This window comes from Salinivibrio sp. ML290 (genome assembly GCF_001995695.1).
In the GTDB taxonomy this organism is placed as follows: Bacteria; Pseudomonadota; Gammaproteobacteria; order Enterobacterales; family Vibrionaceae; genus Salinivibrio; species Salinivibrio siamensis.
This window is the reverse complement of sequence record NZ_MUEY01000003.1, coordinates 1-16,729: the sequence shown is the minus strand read 5'-3', so window position 1 is coordinate 16,729 and position 16,729 is coordinate 1. Positions and strand designations below refer to the sequence as shown.

Sequence of the window (16,729 nt, the reverse complement as noted above, 5' to 3'; positions counted from 1 at the left end):
CACCGAGAGGCAACAATGACGGGGCTAACCAGTCACCTGCGTTAACCCAGTAACGCGATCTCTTCGTCTGTTAATGGACGATATTCACCAGGCTCTAAGTGTTCGTCTAAGACCAAGTCACCGATTGACTCTCGATGCAACGCATCGACTTTATTGCCCACTGCCGCAAACATACGTTTTACTTGATGATACTTGCCCTCTTGAATAGTGAGCAGTGCCTCATAATCATCAACTTTCTCGAGGGTTGCCGGTAGCGTGGGTTGCTTCTCGCCTCGTAGCATCACCCCTTCTTCAAAGGCTTTTGCCGTCTCCGCGCTGATCGGATCAGCCAGCCACACACGGTAGGTTTTGGTGCACTGATGTTTAGGAGATGTAATACGATGTGACCACTGACCGTCATCGGTAAACAACAGCAGTCCCGTTGTGTCCGCATCCAAGCGCCCAGCAATGTGTAACTTTTCCGCATTGACTTCATCGAGCAATACAAAGACCGTCGGATTAAACGCATCCTCATGCGAGCACACCACGCCAGCAGGCTTGTGCATCATAAAATAGCGCGGGCCTGACAACGTAAGGGCACGTCCCTCAAACGCCACTTCCACTTGATCGCTCACTTTGACGGCACCCGACTTGATCACCTCACCATCAACCGTCACCAGCTCGCTTTTAAGCACACGCCCTGCTTGCTTTCGTGTCACCCCTAAGGTTTCACATAAAAATTTATCTAATCGCATATTACCGCTTATTGCACCTTTGTTTGCCGCGGATTATACGTCACATTGCGGCTCAGACACAGATCAAGTTTTACGAGATCTGACGGAAAAACACGCCGTGATAGGATAAACTGATTGTCATCGTCCACGTGATGGACATATGACAATGCAAGCAAAACAAAACGCTTTTTGCTGAGACGCCGAGTCTGTCACAACCTGCCAATCAAAATATTGTTGGTGATTGAGCATGCCAATTTGGCGAGTATGATACGGTCGTCTTGACCAATCAGTGATAAAGAAGGAAACACCATGATTGTCTCTCTTCGCCGCCCCGACGCCGATGCCTTTGAAACCTTATTGACGCTGTCACACGAACAGCACGACCACGAAGCGCTGCCCTTTGATCGTACTCCTGTCGCGGCCACTTTCAACACCTTGCTCTCACAACCCGAGCGTGGTGATGTTTTTCTGATTGATGTTGAGCATGAGGGAGAAACCGAAACGATTGGCTTTTTAGTCGTCGCTTACAGCTTCAGCGTGGAAAACGGCGGTAGCGTCGGTGTGATAGACCAATTCTTTATCCAACAAAGATGGCGACGGCAAGGCGTGGGGTCGCAAGTGATCCCACACGTTGAAGCGCGAGCCAAAGAAAAAGAGTGTGTAGCCGTCATCCTCGAGGTCAATATTGGCAACAAAGGCGCTCGACTTTTCTATGAGCAGTTCGATTACCAGCCTCGCCGACAGCACTGTATTATGACTAAACGACTTTAATTCTGTACCTGACGTCACAAGTCAGTAAACTAAACGGCCTCACTTAGGCCGTTTTTTCGTTATGTATACCCTACGCCCCTATCAATCTGACGCGGTTAAAGCCGTGCTGCATTATTTTCGCCGCCATGCGTCTCCTGCTGTCGCCGTGTTACCGACCGGTGCGGGAAAAAGTTTGGTGATCGCAGAGCTCGCACGTATCGCCAAAGGTCGAGTACTGGTGCTCGCTCATGTGAAAGAACTTGTCGAGCAAAACCATGCCAAATATGAAGGCTATGGATTAACGGGCGGGATCTTTTCCGCTGGACTCGGCCGCAAAGACTCTGACGACAAAGTGGTTTTTGCGTCAGTTCAGTCAGTGGTAAGAAACTTGGATGCCTTTGCAGACCAGTTTTCCTTACTGGTGATAGATGAGTGCCACCGTGTTCCTGACAACCAAGACAGTAGTTATCGCCGCGTCATTGCGCATCTGCAAACGGTCAACCCTGGCCTCAAAGTGTTGGGACTCACTGCCACCCCTTATCGACTCGGACAAGGCTGGATTTATCAATACCATACCAGTGGCAAAGTGCGCACGACTGCTTCCCGGTTTTTCCGTGACTGTGTTTTTGAGCTGCCGATTAGTCACTTACTTGATGAAGGCTTCCTTACCCCTGCCCATGTTCTGGATGCTCCGCTACTTAGCTATGACTTTTCCCAAGTATCACGCACCGCGAACGGTTATTATCGGGAAGCGGATCTCGAGAAGGTTGTTGCCAATGCCCCTCGCGCGACACCGCAAATTGTCGAACAAATTATTGCGTATGCACAAGAACGCCAAGGGGTGATGATCTTTGCCGCCACGGTCAATCATGCGCGGGAGGTTCTCTCTTATTTGCCAGACGGTTCCGCCGCGTTGATCGTGGGTGACACGCCTGGTATCGAGCGAGATCGCTTGATCAGTGCTTTCAAACAAAAAGCGCTCAAATACTTAGTGAACGTATCGGTACTCACGACGGGCTTTGATGCGCCTCATGTGGACTTGATCGCGATTTTACGCCCCACGGAATCGGTCAGTCTCTATCAACAAATTGCCGGGCGTGGTCTTCGCCTCGCGCCAGGAAAGCAAGATTGTTTGATTCTCGACTACGCCGGGAATGTCTACGACTTGTACCAACCAGAAGTAGGCATGCCCAAACCTGATAGTGACAGTGAGCTGGTGACGATCCCCTGCCCCGCATGCGGGTTTAATAACAGCTTTTGGGGCAAACTGGACGACATTGGCTTTTTGATTGAACACTATGGCCGCCAGTGCCAAGGCTATTTTGAGGATGAAGATGGCGAACGCGAGATCTGTGGTTACCGCTTTCGTGCCAAGTTTTGCGATGAGTGTGGCGCCGATAACGATATTGCCGCACGTCGCTGTCACCAATGTGACGCCCCCTTAATTGATCCAGACAAAACACTCCGTGAAGCACTCAAGCTCAAGGATGCACTCGTGGTCGCATGCACCGACATGACCCTCACCGCGGGCAAAAACCGCTATCAAAAACCACAACTTAAAGTGACCTATCACACCCACGAGGGCAACGATTTACACGAGGTGTGGCCGCTGGCGAGCAAAAAACAAAAACAAGACTTCCTGGCACGATTTGTCCGACCACACCTGGTCGATCGGCACCGCCCCTTCGACGCCACCGCCCCGACCAAAGTGGCCGCGTCACAGCACCGATTTCGTCCGCCCGACTTTGTGATTGCACGTAAACAAGGCCGATTCTGGCATCTGCGTCAGAAAATCTTTGATGTGGAGCGCTTTATTGGCCAAGACAGGCTAACGGCCATGTTAGCGCAAAGCCGAGGGCAAGCCTTCGCAGAATCCGACGCGAGTTGAAAGCACTAAGGGTCAATTCAAAGACGCCTCCACGAGCAAAAGGCACCGTGTGGGCGGCTTGGGCGGTGATGAATCCCGCCGATAAAGCTTGTTTTAGTGGTCAAGCAGTGCTAATATCCGCGCTCGTTTTTGGGTGCTGAGTTAGGTCGCTACGCTCAGTACTGTGTTTTCACTCTAAAGAGAGTTATTAATTATGTTTAAGTTCGAAGCTGAAGTACGTACAGAAAAGGGTAAAGGTGCGAGCCGCCGCCTACGTCATCAGAAGAAATTCCCTGCGATCGTTTACGGTGGCAACCAAGAGCCTGTATCAATCGCACTTGACCACCCAGTGGTTGTTAACCAAATGGACAAGCCTGAGTTCTACGAAGGCATCATCCTGGTTATCGATGGCCAAGAAGTAAAAGTTAAGCCACAAGACATCCAGCGCCACGCGTTCAAGCCAAAAGTTGAGCACATGGACTTCATCCGCATCTAATCGCATTTGCGATCATGATGAGATGAGAGAAGGCGCCTTTGTGGCGCCTTTTTCATTGTGAGTTCTTCCTCTGCTTTTCCGTTCCTACCTCGTCATCTTCTTCACAAACACCACCACAAAGAGCGCCATGGTAAAGCTCCCCAGAAAAGCCTCAAAAGCAGCAATAAAGCGAGCAAAGCCAGACGGTGTAATATCGCCATATCCTAGGGTGGTAAAGGTCACCACGCTGAAATACAGCGCATTCAGCAACTCATAAAAGCGGGCTTCGACGCCAGTCAGATCCGGATAAATCGGGTTGGCTTGTGTGGTACCCAGCGCAAAATACGCCAGCGCACAAGACGCAATCACTAATACGGAAAAAATCACTACCCGTAACGGATCCTCACCGTAACCACAAAACAAATCGACCGTCTTCGATAGTGCGCGCTGAAAGCCGAGCTTCGGCATCTGATAACGGCGAAACCGCATTTCCTTTTTGAAAAAATATCCCGCTACATCAAACAGCCCTTGTTTTTCACATTGTTTGCGGATGTTGCGGCATACCTCTTCCGATTCTTGGAACAAAGATTGACGCCGAGACGGATCCTTTTCCAAAAAAGCCAACCGCTCTTGCTTAAGTTGCGCACCCCAATCGACATTTTCGAGCCCCGTGCGCGCCATATCCGCCCCCAATAAATTGCTACCATCGAGACGGGTACAATTAAGGTTGGCGCGCAGCAAGTTCGCTTTCATTAGCGACGCATTGCGTAAGTCCAGGCCAAAGCAATGGGCTTCGGTTAAATTCGCACGATAAAAATCCGCACCTTGGCACGAGTAACCTTGCTTGTTACCACGATTGACCAAATGAATGTCAGTCAAGTTGGTGCGCGCCAGCTGAAAACCATCCAGTGGCCGGCCCGAAGCTGCCCACGCTTCTACATCCGCTTTTACGTCATGGTGTCGCTTGTCAATGTTAGGATCATGCCAATAGCAAAGACCGGACTCACCCGCTTGCTGATCACATTGCCACCCATTACGCGCTTTAAACCCACATACTTTACCGCTCATCGCTCGCCCTCCTATTTCTATTTTAGAAAGGACGTGCCAACTCGCCAGCGAACATGCCGTTCAATCAAGGGAGAGGGAAAGCAAATAACTAAGACGAGGAGTCGTCGTTTAGTTCATCGAACAAAGAAGGTTGGTAAGGCAGGGGCTCTGCGTCTAAAGCCGCGTCTTGCGCCTGTTTTCTTTTCGCGCGCAAGATGCGCAGGTAGCGCTGATGGCAAAGGCGGACGACATTGCGTTTTTGCTCGTTGGTAAACGCATACCAGTGAACACGCTCGTCGCGGCTGCGAAAGCATCCTTTGCAATAGCCTTTGTTGTTGACCTGACAGATGCCTTTACACGGGTTCGGCACCTCGAAAAAATCGAGCTGTTCCACGTCGACCTCCCTGCTGATTCTTTCATTCAAGCGGGTGGGCAACGAAATTGCAAATTTAGATTAAAACAACCCCAGTTGCGGCAGCGCCAACGTATCAAACTCTTTGCCGATAAAGGGCAAAATGCCGTCAGCAATCGGTTTTAACTGTTTATCAATATAATGCTGGTAATCAATCGGGCTACGCAAATAATCGCAGGGTTCCGGGCCATTTACCGTGATCACGTATTCTATCCAGCCACCCCGCTGGTATTGCTCGGGACGCCCAAGTTTACGGTTTTCACTTTCTGCCATCCGCGCCGCGCGCACGTGCGGTGGCACATTTTTTTGATACTCTGCCAATGGTCGGCGCAGCCGTTTGCGATAGACCAATGCATCGTCATGCTCACCCTGGTTGGTACGCTCTACGATGTCGCGAATAAACCCGTCTACTTCGTCACCATCAAACACACGTTGGTACAACTGTTTTTGGAAGGTTTGTGCCAACGGGGTCCAATCGGTACGAACGGTTTCTAACCCCTTAAACACCAGTGTTGCCTCGCCAGACTGTCTGTCTACTACGCGGCCGGCGTAGCGCTTTTTACTACCCGTTTCTTGACCCCGAATGGTGGGCATGAGAAAGCGTTGGTAATGGGTTTCGTATTCGATTTCTAAGGCCGAGTCTAATCCATATGTGTCGCGTAAATGGCTTTGCCACCACCGATTGATTTCACTCACTAATTGCTGACCAATACGGTCCGCTTGTTCGCTCGATTGCTCACCGCCCAAGGACACAAACGTCGAGTCCGTATCGCCATATATGACCTCAAAGCCCTGCGCCTCAATCAATTCACGGGTGGTTTTCATGATTTCATGGCCACGCATGGTAATCGACGATGCCAAACGATGATCAAAAAACCGACACCCTTGTGAGCCCAGCACCCCATAAAAGGAATTCATTATGATTTTTATCGCTTGTGAAAAGGCTTTTTCACCGGCTTTTTTTGCCCGGTCACGGGCTTGCCACAAATCATCAATCAAGGCGGGGAGGTAATGTTTTTCACGATGAAAGACGCCGCCTCGAAAGCCTGGCACCGTGTCCGCGTCCTGCCCTGCCTCTTGCGCTCTAAGTCCTTCGATAAGCCCCAAGGGATCGATAAGGAAGGTGCGGATAATAGAGGGATACAGCGATTTGAAGTCCAAGACCAACACCGAGTGGTACAACCCAGGCTTTGAGTCCATCACATAACCGCCGGGGCTTGCTATCCACCCTTCACTGGCAAGGTTAGGCGCCACATATCCCGATCGGTGCAGGCGTGGTAAAAACAAGTTGGTAAAGGCCGCTACCGAGCCCCCTACACGGTCAAGCTCCACCCCGGTTAACCGCGATCGTTCAATGAGAAAGTCGAGTAAATGGGTGTGATCAAATATACGGTTGACTAAAACACAGTCTTGTAAGTTGTAGGTGGCCAGTGCGACTTTGTCGTGATGAAACATGCGATTGATGGAGGCCATGCGATCATGGGGATTATCAATCGCTTTTCCCTCTCCCAATAACGTTTGTGCAACCGCCTCTAGCGCCCATGAACGAAACCCATAAGTCGCGGTTTTTAGTGCGTCGATACCATCAATCACCACCCGCCCCGACAAACTGATAAAGCCAGGTTTATTGCTCCCCCCATCCCGCCAATAAGCTCGCTCTCCGCCGCGCCCAAGACGTAGATCACGTTGATAGATGTGGGCGCGCTTCACAAGCAAGCGAAAGTCAAAATCAATCACATTCCAACCCACCACAACGTCAGGATCGTAATAGGCAAACCATCTTTCTAGCGCGCTCAGTAATGCTTCTTCGTCATCGACCCACTCTATCCAATCAGGGGCATTGTCTTGCGGGCTGCCCACCATGATCACTCGGCTGTCTTTTTCACTCGCGAGCCCCACTGAATAAAGTTGCCCTTTTTGTGAGCATTCAATATCCAAAGACACATGATGCAATGCGGGGGTGTAGTCTGCTTGTTTCGCTTTGCCTTGCGTCACCTCTAGGTAACCTTGACGTTGACGTGCTTGACCGGTGAACAACAAGCTGCCACAAATGTACCGCTCCATTAAATAGCGGTCGGCGAGCCGAATATCCCCCTCATACAAAGGAATAGCCGCCCCACTTATCACCCTCTGCCCCTCTTGCGCGCGCCTCACACTACTGAAATAACAAGCCGCCACGGGGGTGTGTTGAAAGGTGGATAATGACACCGCTTTACAGTAAGCGTGAGGATCAACCGATGGGAGTAAAGCATCCACTCGCGCTTTTTCTTCTTGAGGCACAAAAAACACGCTTTGCTGATCATCAATACACAGCTTTACGGGACCATCTGGTGTCGATAGCCACAGTACAATCGACGTAGTTTGGCCGCGATCACGCTGTTGGCGCGTGATCACGAAGCCTTGCTGCATGTAGGACGAAGAGAGTGAGGACACAGGCGTTATCACGGTTGCATTGTGTAGGTCATACGTTCAGTGTAACAAACCCCATCAACCACTGTATAGATAAACAGCCCTAAGTAAGTTGGTCGGGATCCTCAGCGCGCCCGGCAACACCAATGACAACTACCCCAACCACCACGACCACAGCCGCGCTGGTGAGTCGCATATTCATCATGCTACTTTGATCCCAAGCCACCAGACCCATTAAGGCGAGCAAGACGGCCACCCAAATGAGCTGTTGTGCCAACAATCTCTGGGGTGATGCCATCATGCGCCAAAATACCCCAGCAGCGAACACAAACAATGCACCAGCAAGGACAGCAAACCCAACACCGCGCAGCGAAAGAAAACCATTGGGTAAGGTAAAGATGATTAGGGGCAGCACCAACAATAAACTCATCCGTAAACTGGTCGCCACGATGACGTCGGCTTGATGAGCACATTGGGTCACTTGTAGCCAAAAACTCGCCCATGCAGCACCACTAATCAGCCCTAGCACCATGCCTAACGGACTGGGGGCATACATGCCCGGCGCGAGTAAATATCCCAGTCCCGCGAAAATCAACATTAACCCTATCCACAACCAATGTTGATGCGTTGAACGGGATACCAGCCCCAAGACACCTTGCACACTCGCCACCACGACCAATCCCAAGGTCGCGATATCAAGTAATCGGCAGGCGAATACCGCACTGGTCACCGCCAGGAAAAGCAAGCCTGCAAGGCGCCATTTGGTAAAAGGCGGCATTTGACGCGAGGCGAGTGCTTCCCCTTGCCAACGGTTGGCCACGTCCTTTAGCGGGGAAAGTCGCTGTCCTACCAACGCCATGAAGGCGGCAGATAACAACCAAAGGCCAATGTAACTGGCCGGATCAATCCATTGATTAATCACACGGCGGCCCACCTCGGCATTGATCACCGCAACCACAACCACCACTAACGCGCCAATGACACGATTCGCTCTTTTCATTCGTCCTCATACCTTATTACTGATTCTTTCAACAAGACCGAACGCAGCCACCCATTCTTTCAACCCTTTGTTGTCTCTTGCGGACGCGATACAATACGCGTTTGTTCGTTTCCGGGAAGTATGCATGTCAGATCCGAAAAGCAAAGCGCTCAAAAAAATTGCTAAGTGTCTCGAGCTCAGCAATTCCGCCAATGTGAATGAGGCAGCGCAGGCGATCAAAATGGCCGAGCGGCTGATGCGTAAGCATGGCCTCGACCAGGACGACATTGACTTCATCAGCATGGGCAAAACGCGCTCAGAAAAGCTATTACCCGCTTCAATTGGCCAATCGATCTTAAAAATCATTCGCGGTATCAATAGCCGGTTTGGGGTGGAGTGTGTGCTCGTCAATCACAAGGGGCTGAAGCAGGCCGAGTTTATTGGTGATGCAGACCGTGCCATCTTTGCGGCCTTTGCCTTCGATGTGGTCTATCGTGATATGAATGAACATATCGGCCAGTTTCGCAATAGCTTTGCAGGCACAGGCACCAGTACGCAAGAGGTGACGCGGCGCGTACAGTCATTTACCACAGGCTGGCTTGAGGGCGCGCTCGATAAACTTCCTCAGCTTGACGCGCGTGATAGCGACGACAAAATCAAAAGCTATATCGATAAAGAGTTCGCCAATATTGACCGCGAGACCTTTAAGCAGCAACTGAAAGAAGCCATGGCGGCCATGACCGATGATTATGAGCGTGGAATGAAAAAGGGCCGTGAAATCTCAGTCAGTCGTCCCGTAAGTGGTCGAGGCCCTCAAAAGCGTCTGACGGGAACCCGCAAGTCATAATCTTGTTGAGTGACAGGCCGGCTTATGTCCGGCCTGTGTCAGCACTTTCCCATCGATAAGACACCTGTGTTAAACCTCGTCAAATCAAGGTTAAATCCCTTTTCTCCGGTTGAGTTACACTGCGCTGGCGTCTAGCCTAGGATCAGTGTCACGTTATCAATGGCTATTGGCGCTGTCCGCTGGCAGTCCAGTTGCTATGAGCTAATGTGAGCCTATAACAAGCAGCAAATGCGTAAAATAATTCTTCATATCCTTACTGAGGAGACAGTGGCATGAAAAAAATAGTGACAAGCCTAGGGTTATTAATCGCGGTGGCACCTACCGCCTATGCACAGCAAGACAGTGGCCTATATATGGGTGGCCGCATTGGTCCTTCGTTTTTAGAAGACAGCTGTGTGACTGACACCGATTGCGGAGATTCAGAGCTCGGCGCGGGGATAATCACCGGGTATGATTTCAACGATTGGTTTGCGCTCGAAGGCACCTATGATTACTTAGGCCGCTTTGATACCGCATTTGACCAATCAGGTACCACTGTTGGCGCCTCGGGCGATCTGACTGCGTTGACACTTGCGCCCAAGTTTTCTTATCACTTCAAACCTGATACGGCGCTTTACGGTAAGCTTGGTGGCGCCATGTGGGACTTTAATAGCAACGCCGGCGATCGTGATGATGTGTCACTGATGGGGGCGTTAGGTGTCGATCACCAAGCGACTGAAAAACTTAACGTTCGCCTTGAATATCAGCACATCAACGATATGGATGATGGCTACTTCTCAAGCGTCGATAACAATTTGGTCACTGTCGGTATGACGTATCACTTTGGACGCACTAACCACGAGCCAATGCCAGAGCCGATGGTTGAAGAGCCAGTGATGGAAGAGCCAGAGCCTGCACCAGAGCCACAACCCGTGGCTGAACCACAATCAATAGTGCTCTCGGAAGCCGGCGAAACCGAAATGTTTGGTTTTGATAAAGCCACACTCTCTGAACAAGCAGCGGCATCGTTACAGCCCTTAGTTGATCGCTTGCTTCGCCACGAAGAAGCCACCGCGACGATTGTGGGTCACACGGATAGCAAAGGCCCTGCGGCTTATAACCAGAAGCTGTCTGTTGAGCGCGCGCAAGCGGTGGCAGATGTGTTCTTGGATGCGGGTATCGATGCGAGCCGCCTCACCGTCGAAGGCAAAGGCGAAGCCGATCCCATCGCCAGTAACAACACGCCGGAAGGACGCGCACAAAACCGCCGCGTTGAGGTTACCTCGCCCGAGATCGTGTACGTGGAAGTCAATTAACGCCACCCGCGCTTAAAATGACTTAAACGCCCAACAGGCCACCGTTTGAGCGGTGGCCTGTTTTATTGTGCTCGCGAGATTAAAAATTGACGGAGGGCGCGACAACACCTTGTAAATGGTTCTGCATCAAACGGTCTATTTCGATTCTGTCTTGATCACTCACGCCCGCCACCCGCGGGTATCTTGGCGCTGAGCGATCGTTATGATAAGCGCCTTCCCATCCCTGAGTGGTGGTTAAAAAGGCGCGAGCAAAGTCCGTCGAATAGCGCAAACACCCTGCCATTACCGTATCCACATAGGATTGCGCAATCGGCTTATCTGCATCTGGGGCACGCCGTGCATCAGCAACGTATACATACACGGGACCATCCAGGATAACGTCTTCGGGCAAAGCAATGTTTGATTCGGCTAACTGTAAACGCTGATAACCTGCTTCGCGCCGATCAAAATCGGGCAGTGATTCTGGGTCAATGTTTACCAATACCCCGTTGCATTCACCCTCCCCTTCAAGCACCACCAGCGGTGAGATAAATGCCTCACTCACATTGCTCCAATGGCGGCTAAGTCCACTGACAGTCACCGGACAGGCCCACCCTGAGTCGCCTGTCAGCGCCCGTGAGGCTGGATTCATCAAACTCCCGTACCCAAATAGATACATGACGTTGCAAACTCCTTTATTGCATTCGCTGGCAGAACCAGAGGCGCTGCCTTGCTTTTCTCACTGAAATTGCCAGAATATCCGGCAATGTTGTCAACAAGGAAGTGATAATGGAACCACTCGATAAGCTGGAAGCACATTTTAAGCGCCTTTCGCATTTTCAGCACCTTGCCGCAATCTGCGGTTGGGATCAAGCAACCATGATGCCAGAAGGCGGCAACAAGGCTCGCGCCGAAGCCATGGCAGAGCTCGCGCTGTATTGTCATCACCAACTGACTCAACCCGAGCTGGGTGATTGGTTTGCAGATGTGGACGCAAAATCCTCGTCACTGACGACGACGCAACACGCCAGTCTAGAAGAGATGAAGCGCGAGTGGCAGCAGGCCAGCGTGTTACCCGACACCTTGGTCAAAGCGAAGTCTTTGGCTGGGGCTAAATGCGAGCATGCTTGGCGCCAGCAGCGCCAAGACAACGATTGGCAAGGCTTTGCCAAAAACTTGAAAGAAGTGGTTGCGCTTGCGCGTGAAGAAGCTCATATTCGTGCCGATCAAAAGCTTTGCTCGCCTTATGATGCGCTGCTTGATTTGTATGAGCCGGGGATGACGGCAGAGCGTATTGATGAAGTGTTTGGTGCACTCAAACAATGGCTGCCGGAGACTATTCAAGCCGTGGTCGACAAGCAAGCCAAGCAGCCAGCCATCACGCCTAATGGCCCCTTCCCGCAAGCGCAACAAAAAGCCCTAGGTGAGCAAATCATGAAGCAGCTTGGGTTTAGTTTTGCCCATGGTCGCCTTGATGTCAGCACCCACCCATTCTGTGGCGGCGTGCCCTCCGATATACGGATTACCACCCGCTATGATGAGCAAGATTTTACCTCCGCCTTGATGGGTGTGATTCATGAAACCGGCCATGCGCGTTATGAGCAAGGACTACCTAAAGACCTAGCCGGTTTACCGGTTGGCCAAGCACGCTCAATGGGCGTACACGAAAGTCAAAGCCTATTTTTTGAAATGCAGCTCGCCCGCAGCGAACCCTTCGCAACATTAATCTGTCAGCAAGCCAAGCAGGCCTTTAACCGCCAAGACGATCCCGCGTTTCAGGTCGAAAACCTCCACCGCGTGCTCACTCAGGTATCACCTGGCTATATCCGCGTCGACGCCGACGAGGTCACCTACCCCGCGCACATTATGCTGCGCTATGACATTGAACGCGATCTGATCAGTGGCAAGATGGAGGTCGAGCATATCCCTGAGCGCTGGGACAACGCAATGCAGCAATACCTTGGCCTCAGCACCGCCGGGAATTTCAAAAACGGCTGCATGCAAGATATCCACTGGACCGATGGCAGCTTTGGCTACTTCCCAACCTATACGCTGGGGGCCCTCTATGCCGCACAATTGATGCAAGCGATGCGCCAGCAGTTGGATGTGGACGGCATTATCGCCAGCGGCAATCTGTCACCGATTTTTGATTGGCTGTCCCAACATATCTGGCAACGCGCCAGCACCACCTCAACCGATAACCTACTCAAAGACGCCACCGGCGAAACCCTTAACCCCGCCCACTTCCGCGACTACATTCAAGGGCGGTATTTGTAAGCCTCTCTACATTCCCCACGCCAGCCCAGCTGGCTTGGGTTTCTTCAGGTTAATCTGTTAATTCCATCACATTTCTGTACAATGCGCGCTCAGTCGTATTTATCTTTACACCCTCCTCGCTGGGCCGTGAATTTATCGCTTGTCATAAACGATAAGGGCCTTGGTTGAGTACAGTCGCTAGGAAACTCTTTTGATTTCAATCGCCAATATCACCATGCAATTTGGTGCCGAGCCGCTATTCGAAAACATCTCTGCCAAATTTGGTAACGGAAACCGCTACGGGTTAATCGGTGCCAATGGTTGTGGCAAATCAACCCTGATGAAAATCATGAGTGGTGCCCTCACGCCCACCGCAGGCAATGTGTCCGTCACACCAGGACAAACCTTGGGCGAGCTCAGCCAGGACCAATTTGCCTATGAGCAGTATTCAGTGATTGATACGGTGATGATGGGTGACCGCAAGCTGTGGGAGATCAAGCAAGAGCGAGAGCGCATTTATTCTCTGCCGGAAATGAGCGAAGAAGACGGTATGGCCGTGGCGGAACTAGAAAGCCAGTTCGCCGAAATGGACGGTTACACCGCCGAGAGCCGCGCGGGCGACATTCTGCTACAAGCGGGTATTGCCGAAGAGCTGCATTTTGGCTTGATGTCGCAAGTCGCACCGGGCTGGAAGCTACGCGTGCTGCTCGCGCAAGCGCTGTTCGCCAATCCTGATATTTTGCTGTTGGATGAGCCAACCAACAACTTGGATATTCACACCATCAACTGGTTGGCCGGTGAGCTTCAGCAGCGCCAGTGCACCATGATTATCATTTCTCACGATCGTCATTTCCTTAACGCCACGTGCACACACATGGCCGATATCGATTTTGGTGAGCTTCGTGTTTACCCCGGCAACTACGATGACTTTGTCGCAGCATCTAGCTTGGCACGCGAGCAATTACTGGCCAGCAATGCCAAAAAAGAAGCCGAACTGAGTGAGCTGCAAGACTTTGTTAACCGTTTTGGGGCCAATGCCTCCAAAGCCAAACAGGCCAGCTCTCGCGCGAAACGCATGGAAAAAATCCAACTTGATGAAGTCAAAGCATCCAGTCGCGTGCACCCTTACATCCAGTTTACTGAAAGTAAAAAGCTGCATCGTCAAGCGGTGGAATTGCGCGAGGTAGGCCATGCCTTTGACGATTCGCCCCTGTTCCGCGGTGGCCACTTCTTACTGGAAGCCGGCTCGCGTCTCGCCATTATTGGCGAAAACGGGGTGGGTAAATCAACGCTGCTACGCTGTTTGGTCGGTGAGCTTGCGCAAAGCGAGGGCACGATCAAATGGTCAGAGAACGCATCCATTGGTTACTGTGCGCAAGATAACAGCGCTGAGTTTGATAACGATCTCACCGTGTTTGAGTGGATGTCGCAGTGGCGTACGGCCAAGCACGATGATTTGATGGTTCGTGGCATTTTAGGCCGCTTACTGTTTTCGGCTGATGATGTGAATAAAAAAGCCAAAAGCTGTTCAGGGGGCGAGAAAAACCGCCTGATGTTTGGCAAATTGATGATGCAAGATATCAATGTGATTGTGATGGATGAGCCGACTAACCACATGGATATGGAAGCCATCGAATCTCTCAACAAAGGGCTAGAGCAATTCCCTGGCACCTTAATTTTTGTCAGCCACGACCGTGAATTTGTTTCCTCACTGGCCACCGACATTATTGAGATAAAAGATCAGCAATTGATCCACTTTAATGGCAGTTACGATGAGTACCTCGCCCATTWAGAAAAAGTGCGTGCCGTGGCTTAACGCTGAGACTCGCCAACACTTTGCCGCTGAGGTGCTTTATTTCAGCGGCGATCCTCGCTATACCTAGATCACGGTTCTCTTTTCTGCTTAATGGATGATCATGATGAAATACGCGGCGACCTTTCTGACGCTCTCAAGTCTTATTTTCGCAACACCAAGCTACGCACTGTTCGGCCAAGGCGATAAAACGACCGATGTGATGACGCAAATGGCGACGCAATTCGCGGATGACCAGGCCAGCCAATCTCCCCTTGTCCAGTCGATTGCCGACCAAGTGGATGTAAGTTCAACGCAAGCCGCCGGCGGCGCTACTGCATTGTTAGCGATGGCAGCTAATAACCTCACCGGTAACAACCAACAAGAGCTTGCCAATCTCCGCCCCGATTTAACATCACTGTCTTCGCTACTTGGCGGTTCAGGCGTCAGCAGCGGCATTGGCTCTATCAGTGCATTATACGACGTCACACAGCAACTCGGGATTGACCCTGCAACGCTTCAACAATTTGTGCCCATTGTGCTTGAGTACCTTGGGCAACAAGGTGCCAGTCAAGGGTTGCTCAGTTCCCTTACCCAACTTTGGCCCTAACCTCACACTCGCTTTCCACACGCGGCCTTGAGGGTCGCGTGTTTATTTAACAAACCGGCAAGAAAAAAGCATCGAGACGCGTTATCATATCCGCCTTGTTGTTCAACGCCGTGTGATTATGCCTACCTTTTCTCTCTCTGCGATCCCCATCGGGATCCGCTATATGCTCCTCTCTGCACTCGGGTTCGCGCTCATGTCGGCCTGTGTGAAATATGTCAGCATCAACGGCATCCCAGTGTTTGAGATTGTGGCATCGCGAGCCTTGGTCTCGCTAATCATCAGTTATACCGATGTCAGACGCAAAGGCCTATCACCTTGGGGCAACAACAAACCGTTACTTTTATTGCGCGGCGTATTGGGAACCATGGCATTAATGTGTGTGTATTATGCGGTAACGACGCTGCCACTCGCCGAAGCCACCGTGTTGCAATACACCCACCCAGTATTTACCGCCATCCTAGGGCTCGTGCTGCTCAAAGAGCGTTTACAAGGGGCGACGTTAGTGTGTATCGCCCTGTGTTTAACCGGGCTCTATATTATGGTGCAACCTAACCTCAATGCATCCATTGACGATGCTCTTCCTACCTTTAGCGTGGTAGTGGCGTTAATGGGCGCATTCGGCAGCTCGATTGCCTATGTGATTGTGCGCAAACTCAGTCGCACCGAAGACAGCTCAGTGATCATCTTGTATTTCCCCATGATCGCCTTACCGGTTTCCACCGTGCTGATGTGGCCGTCTTTTGTACTGCCCAGCCTGTCACTGACCTTGCTGTTGGTCTTAGTCGGCATCTTTACCCAAGTTGGCCAATACGGCTTAACTAAAGCGATGCAAACCCAACAAGCGGGACAAGCCTCTGCCTACGCCTATATTCAAATCGTGTTCTCGACATTAATTGGGGTATGGATATTTAACGAAGTGCCCTCGATCTGGACATATATCGGTGGCGGGTTAATTGTCTCTGGCGCATTGTTCAATGCAATGGGGCATCGTCTCTTTAGAAGACGCGCGAGTGTTTAGTTTCGCGCCCGCTTAGAAATCAGATGACCGTGAGAGCGCGCTCTACATAGACACCGTACTCCCTCAGGGTGAATGGCTGCTTGGAGGGTGTTCATAGTTCTGTGTCACCCAACGTTTAAAGATCTACGTAGTCGTCGAGCCGCCCTTCGAAGTGGATGCTCAGTTGGGACAATGTCAGGTTCCAATTCTGCACCGGATGCGTCCACTTCTCTGACGCCTTCAACATACCTGCATACAGCAACTTGAGCAATGCGTTCTCGTTGGCAAAGCCACCCTTGGT

General features: G+C 51.3%; 15 protein-coding genes and 1 pseudogene. 9 read left to right on the top strand and 7 right to left on the bottom strand.

From position 1 onward, the window contains the following. Nucleotides 1-41: 41 nt before the first annotated feature. On the bottom strand, nucleotides 42-734 hold the full coding sequence (gene rsuA, locus BZG23_RS03750; protein WP_077577783.1) for a 16S rRNA pseudouridine(516) synthase RsuA: 693 nt from the start codon (nucleotides 732-734) through the stop codon (nucleotides 42-44). Between the two features lie 288 nt (nucleotides 735-1,022). Here rsuA and BZG23_RS03745 point away from each other — a divergent pair, with 288 nt between their 5' ends. The 3 genes from BZG23_RS03745 to rplY all read left to right on the top strand — a co-directional run bounded on the left by BZG23_RS03745 (nucleotide 1,023) and on the right by rplY (nucleotide 3,826). Further along, nucleotides 1,023-1,484, top strand: a complete 462-nt coding sequence (locus BZG23_RS03745) for a GNAT family N-acetyltransferase (RefSeq protein ID WP_046073183.1) — start codon at nucleotides 1,023-1,025, stop codon at nucleotides 1,482-1,484. A gap of 61 nt (nucleotides 1,485-1,545) precedes the next feature. Then, on the top strand, nucleotides 1,546-3,351 hold the full coding sequence (locus tag BZG23_RS03740; protein ID WP_077606169.1) for a DEAD/DEAH box helicase: 1,806 nt from the start codon (nucleotides 1,546-1,548) through the stop codon (nucleotides 3,349-3,351). Nucleotides 3,352-3,544: 193 nt separating this feature from the next. Next, complete coding sequence (gene rplY / locus BZG23_RS03735; RefSeq protein ID WP_046073181.1) at nucleotides 3,545-3,826, top strand: 50S ribosomal protein L25; 282 nt, start codon at nucleotides 3,545-3,547, stop codon at nucleotides 3,824-3,826. A gap of 84 nt (nucleotides 3,827-3,910) precedes the next feature. Here the strand turns inward: rplY and BZG23_RS03730 are convergent, their stop codons facing one another. The 4 genes from BZG23_RS03730 to BZG23_RS03715 all read right to left on the bottom strand — a co-directional run bounded on the left by BZG23_RS03730 (nucleotide 3,911) and on the right by BZG23_RS03715 (nucleotide 8,673). Next, nucleotides 3,911-4,873, bottom strand: a complete 963-nt coding sequence (locus tag BZG23_RS03730) for an ion channel (protein ID WP_077577781.1) — start codon at nucleotides 4,871-4,873, stop codon at nucleotides 3,911-3,913. Between the two features lie 88 nt (nucleotides 4,874-4,961). Next, nucleotides 4,962-5,246: a DUF1289 domain-containing protein gene (locus BZG23_RS03725; protein ID WP_046073180.1), complete on the bottom strand. Its 285-nt coding sequence runs from the start codon at nucleotides 5,244-5,246 to the stop codon at nucleotides 4,962-4,964. 60 nt (nucleotides 5,247-5,306) lie between these two features. Continuing rightward, complete coding sequence (locus BZG23_RS03720; protein WP_077606168.1) at nucleotides 5,307-7,673, bottom strand: DNA polymerase II; 2,367 nt, start codon at nucleotides 7,671-7,673, stop codon at nucleotides 5,307-5,309. Between the two features lie 103 nt (nucleotides 7,674-7,776). Continuing rightward, nucleotides 7,777-8,673 (bottom strand): hypothetical protein, encoded by an 897-nt coding sequence (locus BZG23_RS03715; RefSeq protein ID WP_077606167.1) that lies wholly within the window; start codon nucleotides 8,671-8,673, stop codon nucleotides 7,777-7,779. A gap of 124 nt (nucleotides 8,674-8,797) precedes the next feature. Between BZG23_RS03715 and BZG23_RS03710 the strand changes: the two genes are divergently transcribed. Then, a complete protein-coding gene (locus BZG23_RS03710) occupies nucleotides 8,798-9,499 on the top strand; it encodes a DUF2786 domain-containing protein (protein ID WP_077606166.1) in 702 nt (233 codons plus the stop codon). A gap of 272 nt (nucleotides 9,500-9,771) precedes the next feature. Continuing rightward, entirely contained in the window at nucleotides 9,772-10,794 is a 1,023-nt protein-coding gene (locus BZG23_RS03705) for an OmpA family protein (protein ID WP_046073176.1), read from the top strand. 79 nt (nucleotides 10,795-10,873) lie between these two features. Here the strand turns inward: BZG23_RS03705 and BZG23_RS03700 are convergent, their stop codons facing one another. Next, a complete protein-coding gene (locus BZG23_RS03700) occupies nucleotides 10,874-11,452 on the bottom strand; it encodes a gamma-glutamylcyclotransferase family protein (RefSeq protein WP_077606165.1) in 579 nt (192 codons plus the stop codon). Nucleotides 11,453-11,562: 110 nt separating this feature from the next. Between BZG23_RS03700 and BZG23_RS03695 the strand changes: the two genes are divergently transcribed. The 4 genes from BZG23_RS03695 to BZG23_RS03680 all read left to right on the top strand — a co-directional run bounded on the left by BZG23_RS03695 (nucleotide 11,563) and on the right by BZG23_RS03680 (nucleotide 16,449). Further along, the gene (locus tag BZG23_RS03695) at nucleotides 11,563-13,050 is read left to right on the top strand and encodes a carboxypeptidase M32 (RefSeq protein ID WP_077606164.1); all 1,488 of its coding nucleotides are present in this window, start codon (nucleotides 11,563-11,565) and stop codon (nucleotides 13,048-13,050) included. A 190-nt stretch (nucleotides 13,051-13,240) separates the two neighbouring features. After that, nucleotides 13,241-14,845 (top strand): ABC-F family ATPase, encoded by a 1,605-nt coding sequence (locus BZG23_RS03690; RefSeq protein WP_077606163.1) that lies wholly within the window; start codon nucleotides 13,241-13,243, stop codon nucleotides 14,843-14,845. 100 nt (nucleotides 14,846-14,945) lie between these two features. Then, a complete protein-coding gene (locus BZG23_RS03685; protein WP_241837175.1) occupies nucleotides 14,946-15,431 on the top strand; it encodes a DUF2780 domain-containing protein in 486 nt (161 codons plus the stop codon). Nucleotides 15,432-15,549: 118 nt separating this feature from the next. Next, nucleotides 15,550-16,449 (top strand): DMT family transporter, encoded by a 900-nt coding sequence (locus BZG23_RS03680; protein WP_077606161.1) that lies wholly within the window; start codon nucleotides 15,550-15,552, stop codon nucleotides 16,447-16,449. 115 nt (nucleotides 16,450-16,564) lie between these two features. Here the strand turns inward: BZG23_RS03680 and BZG23_RS16450 are convergent. Then, nucleotides 16,565-16,729 (bottom strand): annotated as a pseudogene (locus BZG23_RS16450) (IS256 family transposase); the annotation flags it as partial.